The organism is Marinobacter sp. bablab_jr003 (assembly GCF_016464245.1).
Lineage (GTDB): Bacteria > Pseudomonadota > Gammaproteobacteria > Pseudomonadales > Oleiphilaceae > Marinobacter > Marinobacter vinifirmus.
In genome coordinates, this window is the sequence record NZ_JADARC010000053.1 from 102,887 (window position 1) to 116,313 (window position 13,427).

15 protein-coding genes, 1 tRNA gene and 1 pseudogene are annotated in these 13,427 nt (G+C 59.7%); 5 read left to right on the forward strand and 12 right to left on the reverse strand.

Annotation, left to right across the window (positions count from 1 at the left end; all coding sequences use genetic code 11):
* Positions 1-23: 23 nt before the first annotated feature.
* The 3 genes from rmf to H3Z84_RS06195 form a co-directional block, all read right to left on the reverse strand.
* Complete coding sequence (gene rmf, locus H3Z84_RS06185) at positions 24-242, reverse strand: ribosome modulation factor (protein WP_022989524.1); 219 nt, start codon at positions 240-242, stop codon at positions 24-26.
* Between the two features lie 92 nt (positions 243-334).
* Positions 335-1,894 carry a glutamate--cysteine ligase gene (gshA, locus tag H3Z84_RS06190; RefSeq protein WP_199456868.1) on the reverse strand — a complete coding sequence of 520 codons (1,560 nt, stop codon included), beginning with the start codon at positions 1,892-1,894 and terminating at the stop codon, positions 335-337.
* Between the two features lie 64 nt (positions 1,895-1,958).
* Positions 1,959-4,295 (reverse strand): Tex family protein, encoded by a 2,337-nt coding sequence (locus H3Z84_RS06195; protein ID WP_199456869.1) that lies wholly within the window; start codon positions 4,293-4,295, stop codon positions 1,959-1,961.
* A gap of 139 nt (positions 4,296-4,434) precedes the next feature.
* On the opposite strand from H3Z84_RS06195, the gene rep reads away from it, so the two are divergent.
* Positions 4,435-6,453, forward strand: a complete 2,019-nt coding sequence (gene rep, locus H3Z84_RS06200) for a DNA helicase Rep (RefSeq protein WP_199456870.1) — start codon at positions 4,435-4,437, stop codon at positions 6,451-6,453.
* 47 nt (positions 6,454-6,500) lie between these two features.
* On the opposite strand, the gene H3Z84_RS06205 is transcribed toward rep, so the two are convergent.
* Positions 6,501-6,923 (reverse strand): c-type cytochrome, encoded by a 423-nt coding sequence (locus tag H3Z84_RS06205; RefSeq protein ID WP_199456871.1) that lies wholly within the window; start codon positions 6,921-6,923, stop codon positions 6,501-6,503.
* Positions 6,924-7,129: 206 nt separating this feature from the next.
* Here H3Z84_RS06205 and H3Z84_RS06210 point away from each other — a divergent pair, with 206 nt between their 5' ends.
* Positions 7,130-7,471 carry a hypothetical protein gene (locus H3Z84_RS06210; RefSeq protein ID WP_022989529.1) on the forward strand — a complete coding sequence of 114 codons (342 nt, stop codon included), beginning with the start codon at positions 7,130-7,132 and terminating at the stop codon, positions 7,469-7,471.
* 9 nt (positions 7,472-7,480) lie between these two features.
* Positions 7,481-8,584: a phospholipase A gene (locus H3Z84_RS06215; protein ID WP_199456872.1), complete on the forward strand. Its 1,104-nt coding sequence runs from the start codon at positions 7,481-7,483 to the stop codon at positions 8,582-8,584.
* Positions 8,585-8,715: 131 nt separating this feature from the next.
* On the opposite strand, the gene H3Z84_RS06220 is transcribed toward H3Z84_RS06215, so the two are convergent.
* The 7 genes and pseudogenes from H3Z84_RS06220 to H3Z84_RS06245 all read right to left on the reverse strand — a co-directional run bounded on the left by H3Z84_RS06220 (position 8,716) and on the right by H3Z84_RS06245 (position 12,462).
* Positions 8,716-10,071 carry a phosphomannomutase gene (locus tag H3Z84_RS06220; RefSeq protein WP_199456873.1) on the reverse strand — a complete coding sequence of 452 codons (1,356 nt, stop codon included), beginning with the start codon at positions 10,069-10,071 and terminating at the stop codon, positions 8,716-8,718.
* 9 nt (positions 10,072-10,080) lie between these two features.
* Entirely contained in the window at positions 10,081-10,557 is a 477-nt protein-coding gene (bfr, locus tag H3Z84_RS06225) for a bacterioferritin (RefSeq protein ID WP_029654367.1), read from the reverse strand.
* 115 nt (positions 10,558-10,672) lie between these two features.
* On the reverse strand, positions 10,673-10,879 hold the full coding sequence (locus H3Z84_RS06230) for a bacterioferritin-associated ferredoxin (RefSeq protein ID WP_058339978.1): 207 nt from the start codon (positions 10,877-10,879) through the stop codon (positions 10,673-10,675).
* A gap of 96 nt (positions 10,880-10,975) precedes the next feature.
* Positions 10,976-11,224, reverse strand: coding sequence for a M24 family metallopeptidase (locus tag H3Z84_RS17255; RefSeq protein WP_323126971.1), 249 nt, complete (start codon positions 11,222-11,224; stop codon positions 10,976-10,978).
* A pseudogene (locus H3Z84_RS17260) lies at positions 11,216-11,374 on the reverse strand (Xaa-Pro dipeptidase); the annotation flags it as partial. The gene H3Z84_RS17255 and the pseudogene H3Z84_RS17260, both read right to left, overlap by 9 nt.
* A 16-nt stretch (positions 11,375-11,390) precedes the next feature.
* Positions 11,391-12,104 (reverse strand): LrgB family protein, encoded by a 714-nt coding sequence (locus tag H3Z84_RS06240; protein WP_199456875.1) that lies wholly within the window; start codon positions 12,102-12,104, stop codon positions 11,391-11,393.
* Positions 12,097-12,462, reverse strand: coding sequence for a CidA/LrgA family protein (locus tag H3Z84_RS06245; protein WP_022989536.1), 366 nt, complete (start codon positions 12,460-12,462; stop codon positions 12,097-12,099). The genes H3Z84_RS06240 and H3Z84_RS06245 overlap by 8 nt, the downstream gene beginning before the upstream one ends.
* Before the next feature lie 70 nt (positions 12,463-12,532).
* Here H3Z84_RS06245 and H3Z84_RS06250 point away from each other — a divergent pair, with 70 nt between their 5' ends.
* Positions 12,533-13,078: a YaeQ family protein gene (locus tag H3Z84_RS06250; protein ID WP_199456876.1), complete on the forward strand. Its 546-nt coding sequence runs from the start codon at positions 12,533-12,535 to the stop codon at positions 13,076-13,078.
* Positions 13,079-13,168: 90 nt separating this feature from the next.
* Positions 13,169-13,245: transfer RNA gene (locus H3Z84_RS06255), tRNA-Arg, on the forward strand.
* A gap of 45 nt (positions 13,246-13,290) precedes the next feature.
* Here H3Z84_RS06255 and H3Z84_RS06260 read toward each other — a convergent pair.
* Positions 13,291-13,427 (reverse strand): transposase (locus H3Z84_RS06260; protein WP_199456077.1); only part of this gene is annotated, 137 nt, incomplete at its 5' end.

Sequence of the window (13,427 nt, forward strand, 5' to 3'; positions counted from 1 at the left end):
AAAAGGGGAAGAAAAATCGGGGATCAGGCGATGCGGGCAAACAGATCGTCGTCGCCCTGCTGGCCACCGGCCTGCACGGCTTCACCGGCGTCGTCCCAGCCGGCCTCCCAGGCCGCAATCACAACGTCACCGCGATAGGGGCAGCGGGTTTTGTCCATACCCATGGAACCGGCCATGTAACCCTGCCGATACGCCTTGTTCAAGGCTTCCACGTCCCATCCGAGTTTGATGTCTCTTGCCACGGTACAGCCTCCCTTACCTGATGTTAATAAACGTAACAACAGGTAAGGGAGGCGGCAAGCGGCAAAAGCACTTTCTGTGAGTCAGGTCGCTTTCAGGCTTTCAGATAGTCTTCCAGGAATTCGGAGAACGGCTGGGTATCGGCCGCTTCCATCGCCTGCTGCTCCGCCAGCGATTCCCGGGTCATGGCCTGGTAGGCCGACAGCACATCCGGCGCCAGAGTCTCATTACGGAGGGTTTGCTGATGCTGGCGGGACATTTCCAGGGTCCAGTCCCGGTGGCCAAGGCCGGACGCACTCATAGCATCGAGCACCCGGGCAGAAGGTACCGCCCAGTCGGAGCCCTGCAGCTTGTCGCGCTGTGCAGCCAGGGCGTTGCGGTAGGTCTCACCCTGCTCCCAGCCGTCCAGTTGTTCCGCCAGCGGCTGCAGCCGGTCCAGCAGTTCCCGGGCGGCATTGCCGACAGGTACACGCTCGCAGTTTGCCCGGCACAGGGCCAGTTCCTGCCAGCGGCCGGAAGCCACGACATCCTTGTAGTTGTCATCCAGCCGCTCGCATTCTTCGTCGCCAATACGCGGCGAGTCGGTCAGCAGGCAATCGAGCAGGAACAGGTCCAGGAAATCAACCTGCGCCTGGTTCACGCCGACCGGCGAGAAAGGATCGAGGTCCAGGCAACGCACTTCGATGTACTCCACGCCCCGGGCATCCAGCGCCTGTATCGGCTTTTCGCCCCGTTCGGTGGTGCGTTTCGGGCGCACCGCGCTGTAATACTCGTTCTCAATCTGCAGCACGCTGGTGTTGATCTGGATGAACTCGCCATCGCGCTGGGTGCCGATGGCCTCATAGGCCGGCCAGTTGGTGTGGATGGCGCGGTCCAGGGTGCGGGTGTAGGTGGCCAGTTCGTTGAAACAGATATTCAGGGAGGCCTGGGCATTGTTGTGGTAGCCCAGATCGCCCATGCGCAGGGAGGTCGCATACTGGCCGTGCCAGGTGCGGTCGTCGAAGCGGCTGAGATCGTGCTTCATGTTGGCAACGAAGCTGGAATCCAGCGCCGGAGACGCCCCGAACAGCAACATCAGCAGCCAGCTGCGGCGGCGGAAGTTGCGGATCAGCCAGAAGTACTGGTCGGATTTGAAATCCTGCAGGGAATCGCTGTTGCCCGTGACTTCCTGCCACTTCTGCCAGAAGCTGTCGGGCAGCGACAGGTTGTAGTGGGCACCGGCAATGCTCTGCATCACCCGGCCATAGCGCACCGCCAGTCCCTGACGATAAACATGCTTGAGCTGGCCGACGTTGGAACGGCCATACTCGGCGATGGGAATGCTCTGGTCGCCATCGATTTCGCAGGGCATGCTGGCGGCCCAGAACACTTCGTCACCCAGGTTCTGCTGCACATAACGGTGGGTGTCCCGCAGGGATTCCAGCATGGCACCGGTGCTGTTGAACACCGGGGTAATCAGCTCCAGCAGGGCTTCGGAGTAGTCGGTGGTAATCCGCCCGTGGGTCAGGGCAGAGCCCAGAGCCTCCGGATGGGGCGTCTGGGCGATGAAGCCGTTGGCATCCACCCTCAGACCTTCTTTCTCGACACCTTTCAGAAAACCGCTCCAGTCACTGGCGGCAAACTGCTGAAGCAGGGAGTGGCGGGAATCTGCCATGATTGGCTCCTGTTGAAGCGGCTACCCTTTTATGGGATAGCCGCCATTGATTCAAGGAAGTGGTTTAACGGCCGCCTTTACGGGCAGAGGCCAGTGCCTGTGCCAGCGCGCCAGCCATGGCACCCTGCGCGGGCTGGGAACCCTGGCCGCCACGGGGCTTGCGGTCGTTACCGCGGCCACCACTGCGATCGGCGCCACGGGCCGGCTTGGACGACGCCTCGGCACCGGGCTGGTCATCCATACGCATGGACAGGGCAATCCGTTTACGGGGAATGTCCACTTCCATCACTTTAACCTTAACGATATCACCCGCCTTCACCACTTCGCGCGGATCTTTGACGAAAGTATGGGACAAGGCAGAGATATGTACCAGACCGTCCTGGTGCACGCCGATGTCCACGAACGCGCCGAAGTTGGTCACGTTGGTGACGGAGCCTTCCAGCACCATGCCCGGCTTCAGGTCGTTCAGGGTTTCCACCCCTTCCTCGAAGTGGGCAAAGCGGAATTCCGGACGCGGGTCCCGGCCCGGCTTTTCCAGCTCGGAGATGATATCTTTCACTGTGGGCAGGCCGAACTGCTCGGTCACGTAATCCTGCGGGTTGAGGCTGCGCAGGAACGCAGAGTCGCCAATAATGTCGTCCACTTTCTTGCCGTTGCGCTGGGCAATGGCTTCCACCACGCCATAGGCTTCCGGGTGCACAGACGAGCGGTCCAGCGGGTTATCGCCACCGGCAATGCGCAGGAAGCCGGCAGCCTGTTCGAAGGTGCGCTCACCCAGCCGGGAGACTTTCATCAGCTGCTTGCGGCTGACGAACTTGCCGTTCTGGTTGCGGAAATCGACGATGTTCTGGGCGATACTCTGGTTCAGGCCGGACACCCGGGTGAGCAACGGTACAGACGCGGTGTTCAGGTCTACCCCTACCCCGTTTACACAGTCTTCCACCACGGCATCCAGGCTGCGGGATAACTGGACCTGGGACACATCGTGCTGGTACTGGCCGACACCGATGGACTTGGGCTCAATTTTCACCAGCTCTGCCAGAGGGTCCTGCAAACGGCGGGCGATGGAGACAGCACCCCGGATAGTCACATCCAGGTCCGGTAACTCCTTTGAGGCAAATTCGGAGGCCGAGTAAATCGACGCCCCGGATTCATTCACCACAATGCGGGCCAGCTTCAGTTCCGGATAACGCTTGCACAGGTCGCCCACCAGCTTCTCGGTTTCCCGGGACGCAGTGCCGTTACCGATGGCTACCAACTCAATCTTGTACTTCTGGCACCAGGCCGCCAGCTGGGCAATGGAGGACTCCCACTGATTTTTGGGCGCATGGGGGTAAATCGCGCCGTGGTCGACCACCTGGCCGGTGCCGTCAATCACCGCCACCTTCACACCGGTACGCAGGCCGGGGTCCAGGCCCAGGGTCGCGCGCGGGCCGGCGGGAGCCAGCAACAGCAGGTCTTTCAGATTGGCGGCAAACACGTTGATGGCTTCAGCTTCAGCGGCTTCGCGTACCTGGGACATCAGGTCAGTTTCAATCTGGGTAGAGAGCTTCACCCGCCAGGTCCAGCGCACCACCTCGCCCAGCCATTTGTCGGCAGCACGGCCGTTGTCGCGAATGCGCCAGTGGGCCGCAATGCGCTGCTCCGCCGGATGGGGCTGGCGGCGGTCGTCTTCGGCATCACCCATCACAAGGCTGTAGGCCAGGATACCTTCATTGCGGCCACGTAGAATAGCCAGGGCCCGGTGCGAGGGAACCTTCTTCAACGGCTCGATGTGGTCGAAGTAATCGCGGAATTTCGCGCCTTCGTTTTCCTTGCCTTCCACCACGCTGACTTTCAGCTGGCCTTCCTGCCACACGAAATCCCGCAGCGCGCCCAGCAGCTCGGCATCTTCGGCAAAGCGCTCCATCAGGATGTAGCGGGCGCCATCAAGCGCGGCCTTGGTGTCGTCAATGCCGGCTTCGGCATTCAGGTAACCGGCTGCGGTGGTTTCCGGGTCCAGGGTGGGGTCATCAAACAAGGCATCAGCCAGCGGCTCCAGCCCCGCCTCCTTGGCAATCTGGGCCTTGGTGCGGCGCTTGGGCTTGTAGGGCAGGTACAGGTCTTCCAGGCGGTTCTTGGTGTCTGCCGCTTCGATGGCCGTGCGCAGCTCGTCGGTCAGCTTGCCCTGCTCCTCGATGCTGTTGAGGATAGTGCCCCGGCGGTCTTCCAGCTCCCGCAGGTAACGCAGCCGCTCTTCCAGGGTACGCAGCTGGCTGTCGTCCAGGGAGCCGGTGATTTCTTTCCGGTAACGGGCAATAAACGGAACGGTGGCACCTTCATCCAGCAGGGCGACGGTGGCGTTTACCTGCTGCTCACGTACGCCGAGTTCATCAGCAATGCGCCGGGAGATACTGTTCATGCGACCTCTGTTATCTTGCTTACAAAATTAATGGGCAAAGGTACAGCGGCTTGGTGTTGCAGGCAAGCTGGATGCTGCGTGGTGGTGTAGAATAGCCGGACGCAACACTCACCCCGGTTTATTCTCTGGCGTCTTTATCGTGAACAAGCTCAACCCCAGACAGCGCGAAGCGGTTCGCTACGCCGACGGCCCCCTGCTGGTGCTGGCGGGCGCCGGCAGTGGCAAGACCAGCGTGATCACCCGCAAGATCGCCTACCTGATTGAAGAACTGGGCATTCCGGGCCGGCACATTGCCGCCGTCACCTTTACCAACAAGGCCGCCCGGGAAATGAAAGAGCGGGTCGGGCGCATTGTGGACCGGGGCAAGACCCGGGGGCTGATTGTCTCTACCTTCCACAACCTGGGCCTGAACATGATCCGGGAGGAGCATGCCCACCTGGGTTATCACCCCGGCTTCTCCATCTTCGATGCCGAAGATGCCAAGGCACTGCTGCAAGACCTGATGCTGCGCGAAGCCAGCGCCGAGGCCGGTGACGAGCTGAACGATGTGCAGATGACCATCTCGTCCTGGAAGAATGCCATGCGCAGCCCCTCCGAGGCCTACAGCAAGGCGGCAGACGAGCGTGAGCAGCGCATTGCCATCGTTTACAGGCACTACAACGAATACCTGAAAGCCTACAACGCGGTAGATTTTGACGACCTGATCCTGCTGCCGGTGCAGCTGTTCCGGGACAACCCGGAGGTGCTGGCCAAGTGGCGCCGGAAAATCCGCTACATGCTGGTGGATGAGTACCAGGACACCAACGTGTGCCAGTACGAACTGGTGAAACAGCTGGTGGCCGAGCGGGCCGCGTTTACCGTGGTGGGCGATGATGACCAGTCCATCTACGCCTGGCGCGGCGCCCGGCCGGAAAACCTGGCCCAGCTGAAGGAAGACTTCCCGAGCCTGAAAATCGTCAAGCTGGAACAGAACTACCGTTCCACCAGCCGGATCCTGCGCTGCGCCAACACGGTGATTGCCAACAACCCCCACGTGTTCGAGAAAGCCCTGTGGAGTGACCACACCGTGGGTGACGAAATCCGCATCATTCGTTGCCGCAACGAAGACGCCGAAACCGAGCGGGTGGCCACCGAAATTCTCGACCAGAAGCTGAAGAACGGCCTGGATTTCAAGGATTTCGCCGTTCTTTACCGGGGCAATCACCAGGCCCGACTGCTGGAGATGAAGCTGCAGGCCTACCAGATTCCCTACCGCATCTCCGGCGGCCAGTCGTTCTTCTCCAAGAACGAGATCAAGGATGCGATGTCGTACCTGCGGCTGATGATCAACCCGGACGACGATGCCGCCTTCCTGCGGGTGGTGAACGTGCCGCGCCGGGAAATCGGCCCGCGCACCCTGGAGCAACTCAGCCACTATGCCCGCTCCCGCAACGTCAGCCTCTTCAAGGCGCTGGGGGATATGGGTGCGGAAACCCATGTCACCGAGAAAGGCCTGGACCGGCTGCGCCGGTTCGCCCACTGGGTAGACAAGACCTGCGAGCGGCTGTTTTCGGAGAACCCGATTCCGGTGATCAAGCAGCTGTTCACCGACATCGAATACGAGGAGTGGCTGCACCAGCATTCCGGCAGTCCGAAGCAGGCCGAACGGCGGATGGAGAACATCTGGTACCTGGTGGAGTCGATCCAGCGCATGCTGGACGACGGCAAGGGCACGGCCGACGAGATCGGCATCGAGGATGCCATCGCCAAGCTGGTACTGCGGGACATGATGGAGCAGCGTGAAGAGGAAGATGACAGCGACAAGGTTCAGCTGCTGACCCTGCACGCCTCCAAGGGGCTGGAGTTCCCCCATGTGTTCATTATGGGCCTGGAGGAAGAGATCCTGCCGCACCGGAGCAGCATCGAGGAAGGCAATGTGGAGGAAGAACGGCGCCTGATGTATGTGGGCATCACCCGGGCCCGGGAAACCCTGGCGCTGACCTATGCTGCCTCACGCAAGCAATACGGGGAAAAACTGGAGACCATTCCCAGCCGGTTCCTGGATGAACTGCCGGAAGACGATGTGAACTGGGAGGGGCTGGGCGAATCAGACCAGCAGGCCAACCAGAAAAAGGGCAAGGCCACTCTCAGCGCCCTGATTGGCGACCTGGGCCTGTAAAACGACAAAACCCCGCACGAGCGGGGTTTTGTGTCACAAGCCAGGGATTACTGACTTGATTCCACCATGTGTTCAACGGCGGCAACAATTTCTTCATCAGAACAGCTGGCACAGGCACCTTTCGGCGGCATGGCGTTAAAGCCGTTGATGGCATGGCTGATCAGGGTTTCCAGGCCCTGCTCGATGCGGGGCGCCCACTGGTCGGCATTGCCGACAATCGGAGCACCAGCTGCACCAGTGGCGTGGCACGCAGTACAGGCTGCGTTGTACACGTCGCTGCCGGAACGGGCAGCAGCACCGGCGCTGGCTTCCTGGGCAGGCGCAGCTGCGGCTTCGCCACACTCTTCACCCTGCAGGCACACTTCGCCGATCGGCTTGATGCGGTCGCGGATTTCGTCTTCAACACTTGCTACTGCGGCGCCGGCGGCCAGGCCAAAACCAAGCAGAACTACAGCCAGGACTCTCTTCATCTTCACAATGCACCTCGCATTTGAGCGTTATAATCTTTCGGTCGCCGCATTATAGCGACTGTGCCCCGGCAAAAAAACCAATTGGCAGAATCAGAAATTGATTTCAACCATTTTAGTGACAGTTTCGTAGGGTGTATCTGAAATGTTACCGTTTCCGGTTACCATAGCCATCCGACATTCCTCCACCAGGTACCTAGAGCCCGACCATGCCACAGACGCCCGCCCCACGCCCGGATAAACGACGCAAATCCCTGCTGATCCTGGAATTCTCCAGCCTGGCTGTCCTGTTGGTGTCCATGGGCTGGTTCAGCAACCTGTCCAGCGCCGGCAACCCGGTGCATCCGGCCTGGCTGCTGGTTCCTGCGGTGGCCAGCCTGGGTGTTTTTCTCAGCTTTATCGGCCTGATGTACCTGCGCTGGGTAGCCTCGGTCAGCGATGACCGCCGCACCCGGCACCGGATTATTTTTGCGCTTCTGACCTTAACCCTGCTGGGCGTCTGGGTGTATGGCATTGCCAACACCTGGCTCAGCCTGACCGCCAGCCAGTAAGGACACACCATGCACCTGACCGCCCGTTTTCCCCTTACCTTCGTTGTATTTGCGCTGACGGCAAGCCCGGTGAGTTTCGCCCAGGATACCGGCGACAGCTCCGTAAACTGCGCCCTGATCCGGGACGGCGTGCAGCGGCTGGCCTGCTACGACGCCCGGAATGATCCCCAGACAGCCCGGGATAACGCCAGCGAAGAGGCACTGGAAACCTCTGAAGCACAGGCGGAACAACTGGCTGCCGACAAGGAGACCCGCGCGGAGATTGTCGGCAACGCCCTGGAGGATGACCCGGACGAAGGGGTCATGAAGTCACTGGTGAATAATTACCTGGCGGCCGAGCAGGCGGTGTTTTCCTTTGCCGGCAGCCTGGTAACCCACAAGCCCAACTACATCCTTCCGCTGACCTGGGTTGACCACCCCAACCCGAACCCGGTCAGCCCGCGGCTGGGCACCACTGGCTACGACTACTTCCTGGAGAATGAGGAAGCGAAGTACCAGATCAGTTTCAAGGTACCGTTGCTGACCGGCTTCTTTGATAAGCGCACCACGTTCTGGTTCGGCTATACCCAGAAGTCGTTCTGGCAGGTGTACAACCAGGACGAATCAGCGCCTTTCCGAGAGACCAACTACGAGCCCGAGCTGTTTTTCCGGCACCAGCTGGACTGGGATATCGGGCCGGGTACCCTGAACGGGATCACCATCGGCTTCAACCACCAGTCCAACGGCCAGGCGGACCCCCGGTCCCGGAGCTGGAACCGGATTAAGGCGTCCGCCGCCTACAGCTATGACCGATGGCTGTTCCAGGTGGAGCCGTGGTACCGGCTGCCGGAGAGTACCAGCGAGAATGATAATGCGGATATCGAGCGGTATCTGGGGCACGCGAGTTATAACGCGGTGTACAAGCTGACGGAGGATCGGACGTTTTCGCTGAAGTTGCTGAATAATTTGCGGTCGGATAACCGGACGTCGGTGGAGTTTGGGTACAGCTTTCCTATCGGGGAGACGTTGAAGGGGTTTTTCCAGTATTACAACGGGTATGGGGAGAGTTTGATTGACTACAATGAGCGGATTGAGCGGTTTGGTATCGGCATTATGTTGAATGACTGGCTTTGAGTGGGGTGCAAAGCCTTTGTCACGCTAGGCTTGGGTGCAAGGTCTGGGTGAGGGCACCCTCACCCAGCCCCCGAACAATACACTAGGCCTTCCTGCGGCCGCGTGCCTTCCGAAGTGACAGAGGCCTAGAGTCAGGCCCTGTTTAACCTTTCCATTTCCGCCAGAAGTTCTTCCGTTTTCTTTTCCATCAGGGCCTTGTCCGCCCGTGCTTCCACGTTCAGGCGAACCACCGGTTCGGTGTTGGACATGCGCAGGTTGAAGCGCCAGTTGTCGAACTCTACGCTCAGGCCGTCTACGTAGCTGACGTTTTTGGCGCCGGGGCTGTAGAGGGCTTCCATCGCGGCGAGGACTTTGGCGGGGTCGGCTATGGTGCGGTTGATTTCGCCGCTGGCCGGGTAGGCTTTTATTCTGGCGTCGATGAGGGACGACAGGGTTTGGCCGCTCTGGCACAGGCGTTCGGCGATGAGTAGCCAGGGGATCATGCCGCTGTCGCAGTAGGCGAAGTCGCGGAAGTAGTGGTGGGCGCTCATTTCGCCACCGTACACGGCGTCTTCGTCGCGCATTCTTTGTTTGATAAAGGCGTGGCCGGTTTTGCTTTCGATGGCTTCGCCGCCGGCGGCTTCTACCAGGTCCTGGGTGTTCCAGGTGAGGCGGGGGTCGTGGATGACTTTTCCGCCGCCGGTTTTTCTGAGGAACTGGTCCGCCAGCAGGCCGACGATGTAGTAGCCTTCGATGAAGCGGCCGGTTTCGTCGAAGAAGAAGCAGCGGTCGTAGTCGCCGTCCCAGGCGATACCCATGGCGGCGCCGTGTTCGATGACGGCATCTGCCGTGGCGGTGCGGTTTTCCGGCAGGATGGGGTTGGGTACGCCGTTGGGGAAGTGTCCGTCCGGCTGGTGGTGTACTTTGATAAATTCGAACGGCAGGTGTTGTTCCAGTTCATCAATCACCAGACCAGCGCCGCCGTTGCCGGCGTTGCAGACGATGGTCATGGGCTTGAGGGAGCTGGCGTCGATGTAGCCCAACAGGTGGTCTGTGTAGGCGGCCATCACTTCCAGGGTTTCGTACCTGCCCTGCTCCGGCGCATCAAAGAAGGGTTCGCGCACGCGGTCCCGGATGTCGTTCAGGCCGTTATCGGAGCTGATGGGCCGGGACTGGGGGCCGACCATTTTCATGCCGTTGTGGTCTTTCGGGTTGTGGCTGGCGGTGACCATGATGCCGCCGTCCATGCCGTAGTGGCTGGTGGCAAAGTACACCTGTTCGGTGCCACACAGGCCGATGTCGTAAACGTCGGCACCGGCCGCCATCAGGCCGGAGCTGAGCGCCTCGGAGATTTCCGGGCTGGACAGGCGGATGTCATAGCCGACGATGACTTTTTTTGCACCGGTGATTTCCACATAGGCCCGGCCGATTTTTTCTGCCAGGGGCGGGTTCAGCTGGTCCGGAACCCGGCCCCGGAGGTCATAGGCTTTGAAGCAGGACAGATCCATTGTCGGTGATTACTCCGCTGCCGAGGACTGCAGCTGGATGTAGTTCTGGATACCCATCTGGGAAATCATCTCCAGCTGGGTTTCGAGCCAGTCGATATGCTCTTCTTCGCTGTCGAGGATGCTCCGGAACAGTTCGCGGCTGGTAAAGTCCTGAACCTGTTCGCAGTAGATGATAGCTTCTTTCAGGTCGGTGTGTGCGGTGTGCTCAAGCTTTAGGTCGCACTCGATCATTTCCTGAACATTTTCGCCAATCAGCAATTTGTTCAGATCCTGCAGGTTGGGCAGTCCCTCCAGGAACAGAATGCGCTCGATCAGCTGATCGGCGTGCTTCATTTCGTCAATGGATTCTTCGTATTCCTTGGCTGCCAGCTTGGTAATGCCCCAGTCCTTGTACATTCTGGAATGCAAAAAATACTGGTTGATGGCGGTCAGCTCGTTGGCAAGAACCTTGTTCAGATACTGGATGACTTTCTTATCGCCTTTCATAACCAAATTCCTTATGTCGCAGTTGCTTTAATTCACAAGGATAGTCGGTTTACCGGCAATAAAAAATCACGGATGTGAAAGAGGTGCAATTGCAGTATCGGGACAGGTCAGCCCGTCAGGCGGGCTGGGCCAGCATGTTGGCAAGCGCCAGATAATCCGGTGACCGGGCTTCCTTAAGGATCTCCCGCGCGGTGCAGGCGCAGCGACCACACTGGCGGCCGACACCCAGCTCCTTACCCAGCTGGCGCATGGAGCTGACACCATTTTCGGCGGCTTCGCGGATTTCTCTGTCTGTTACCCCGTAACACAGGCAAACGTACATAGGGCGCTCTCACTAACAGCACTAAAGTTAGTGATAATTATTGTCATTAACGAACAGGAATGCAACCCTTTTAACCGCGGAATTTGTTGAGAAAGGTTACCGTTCTGTTTCCCGGGTCAGGTTGCGGGCACCGGAGGCCGTGACCGCCACGTTGTCCTCAATACGAATGCCCCCACAGCCTTGCAGCTCATCAAGCAGGCCCCGGTTCAGGTACTTTGCCTGCGGCCCGTTCAGCACAGGCTCCAGCAGTGACGGAATAAAGTAGAGGCCGGGTTCGATGGTGACCACCATGCCCTCTTCCAGGGTGCGGGTCAGGCGCAGGAACGGCCCGAAGCCCTGAAACACGTAGGTTTGATCATCCCGGTACCGGTAGGGGGCAGCGCCGGAGGCAATCAGCAGGCTGTCGTATCCGTGTTCAGTCAGCGCCTGGTCGTACCGGTTCTGCAGCTCCTGGATGTGGGTGGGCTGCAGGTCGAGGATGTCTTGGTTTGGCATAGATGAAGCAGAACTCCTAGAACGGAAAGGTAAACGGCAGGAACAAAGCCGTAAACACCCCGGTCAGCCCCATACCCAGAGACGAAAAAGCGCCGGCTGTTGGGCTGATTTCAAACGCCCGGGCGGTGCCAATGGCATGGCCATTCAGGCCCAGTGCGAAACCGATAATCCGGTCGTCCCTGATGTTGAGCCAGCGGGCGCACCAGTCTACAAACACCGAGGCCAGCACGCCGGTAATCAGCAAGCCGCCCAGGGTAAGCGACACAGAGCCACCCAGCTGCTCGGCAATACCCATGGCTATGGGTGCCGTCACCGACTTTGGTGCCAGGGAAGACAACACCAGGGGCGATGCCCCCATCAACCAGGCGATCCCCAGGGCATAGACCGCCGCCAGCGTGGCCGCCAGGGGCAAGGTCACCAGGATGGGCTTCCAGAGCGCACGAATGTGGTGCATTTGCTGATACAGGGGCACCCCAAGCGCCACGGTGGCCGGGCCCAGCAACACCGTGAGCCAGCGGGCGCCCTGCTCGTACTCTTCAAAGCCGATGCCGCTGAGGGCCACCACGGCCGCCAGCAACAGCGCAGCAATCAGCACTGGCGGCATCCACAACGGGCGACGGAAGCGGGCAAACAGCCAGTTCGCCGCCAGGAAAGCCGCCAGCGTAAGCGCGATGGAAAGCATCGGGCCCGCCGTCCAGACCGAGAGCAGTTCGGCAAAGGCATTATTCATGGCTCTTCTCCCCCGCACTGCTCTCCGACACCTTCTTCATCAGCCATAAGGTGGTCAGTACACTCAGCAGCGTACCGGCAATCAGGGCGACAATGACCGTTGTCCAGTGGCCGTAGAACTGGTCGACAATAAAAAATACGCCCACCACCCCCGGTGTAATGAGCAGTACCAGAACCGAAATCAGACCCCGACTGGCCTCTGCCAGCTCATCACTGACCTGGCCACGCAGCATCAGGGTAAAGGTGGCCATCACCATCCCCAGCACCCCGCCACTGACCGGCAAACCCGCCAGCACCCGCAGCGCCTCACCCAGCAGGAAGAACACCACCAGAACCAGAAAACCCCGCAACAACACCATGCCGCTATGCACCGCCTCGCTGAAATTGCTTTACACTAATGCCCTGCCCACCAAAACCACAGGACGCTCAATGGCACTGAAAGCCACCATCTTCAAAGCCACGCTCCATATTGCCAATATGGACAGGCACTATTATGCCGACCACCACCTGACCGTGGCACGCCACCCGTCAGAGACCGATGAACGCATGATGATACGCCTGTTGGCCTTCGCGCTGAACGCCAGCGACACCCTGGAGTTTACCAAAGGCCTGAGCACCGACGACGAACCGGAGCTGTGGCAGAAATCCCTGAGCGATGAAATCGAGCTCTGGATTGACCTGGGATTGCCGGAAGAAGACCGCATTCGCAAAGCCTGCAACCGCTCACAAAGGGTGATCCTGTACACCTACGGCGGGCGCGGCGTGCCTGTGTGGTGGGACAAGCACCATAACAAGCTGGAGCGATTTGGCAACCTGACCATTGTCGACCTGGCCGCCGAACAAACCAGCCAGCTGGCCGCCCTGGCAGAACGCTCCATGACCTTTCAGGTATCCGTACAGGACGGCGAAGTGACCTTCAGCAACGACAGCAATCTGGTGAGTATTACTCCCGAACAGAAAATGCCGAAAATCTGAGGGATGAGTTGAGCTCGGGGGCTGGACAGACGCCCCCTGCGCACGTAAGATTGCGCACTCGAAATTGACGAGCAACTCGCGGTTTCGAATGCGCCCGTAGCTCAGCTGGATAGAGCGCTGCCCTCCGGAGGCAGAGGTCAGAGGTTCGAATCCTCTCGGGCGCGCCATATTTTTCAAGGGCTTACGTGAAAACGTAGGCCCTTTTTATTGGTTCATCGCGCTTTACCGGGAAATGCTGCTTTTATCTTCAGAAAGAAGTAGTCGTTATCCCGGTAGCCGTAGGCCACCCGCTTGATCACCTTGATCTTGTTGTTCATTCCCTCCAACACACTGGTGTTCAGCCGGTAGA

Excerpts from the sequence above, each read along its gene's own strand:
- H3Z84_RS06195 (WP_199456869.1), bottom strand. The coding sequence starts at position 4,295 with ATGAACAGTATCTCCCGGCGCATTGCTGATGAACTCGGCGTACGTGAG.
- H3Z84_RS06250 (WP_199456876.1), top strand. The coding sequence starts at position 12,533 with ATGGCACTGAAAGCCACCATCTTCAAAGCCACGCTCCATATTGCCAAT.
- H3Z84_RS06205 (WP_199456871.1), bottom strand. The coding sequence starts at position 6,923 with ATGAAGAGAGTCCTGGCTGTAGTTCTGCTTGGTTTTGGCCTGGCCGCC.
- H3Z84_RS06220 (WP_199456873.1), bottom strand. The coding sequence starts at position 10,071 with ATGGATCTGTCCTGCTTCAAAGCCTATGACCTCCGGGGCCGGGTTCCG.
- gshA (WP_199456868.1), bottom strand. The coding sequence starts at position 1,894 with ATGGCAGATTCCCGCCACTCCCTGCTTCAGCAGTTTGCCGCCAGTGAC.
- bfr (WP_029654367.1), bottom strand. The coding sequence starts at position 10,557 with ATGAAAGGCGATAAGAAAGTCATCCAGTATCTGAACAAGGTTCTTGCC.
- H3Z84_RS06215 (WP_199456872.1), top strand. The coding sequence starts at position 7,481 with ATGCACCTGACCGCCCGTTTTCCCCTTACCTTCGTTGTATTTGCGCTG.
- H3Z84_RS06240 (WP_199456875.1), bottom strand. The coding sequence starts at position 12,104 with ATGAATAATGCCTTTGCCGAACTGCTCTCGGTCTGGACGGCGGGCCCG.
- H3Z84_RS06230 (WP_058339978.1), bottom strand. The coding sequence starts at position 10,879 with ATGTACGTTTGCCTGTGTTACGGGGTAACAGACAGAGAAATCCGCGAA.
- H3Z84_RS06245 (WP_022989536.1), bottom strand. The coding sequence starts at position 12,462 with ATGGTGTTGTTGCGGGGTTTTCTGGTTCTGGTGGTGTTCTTCCTGCTG.
- H3Z84_RS06210 (WP_022989529.1), top strand. The coding sequence starts at position 7,130 with ATGCCACAGACGCCCGCCCCACGCCCGGATAAACGACGCAAATCCCTG.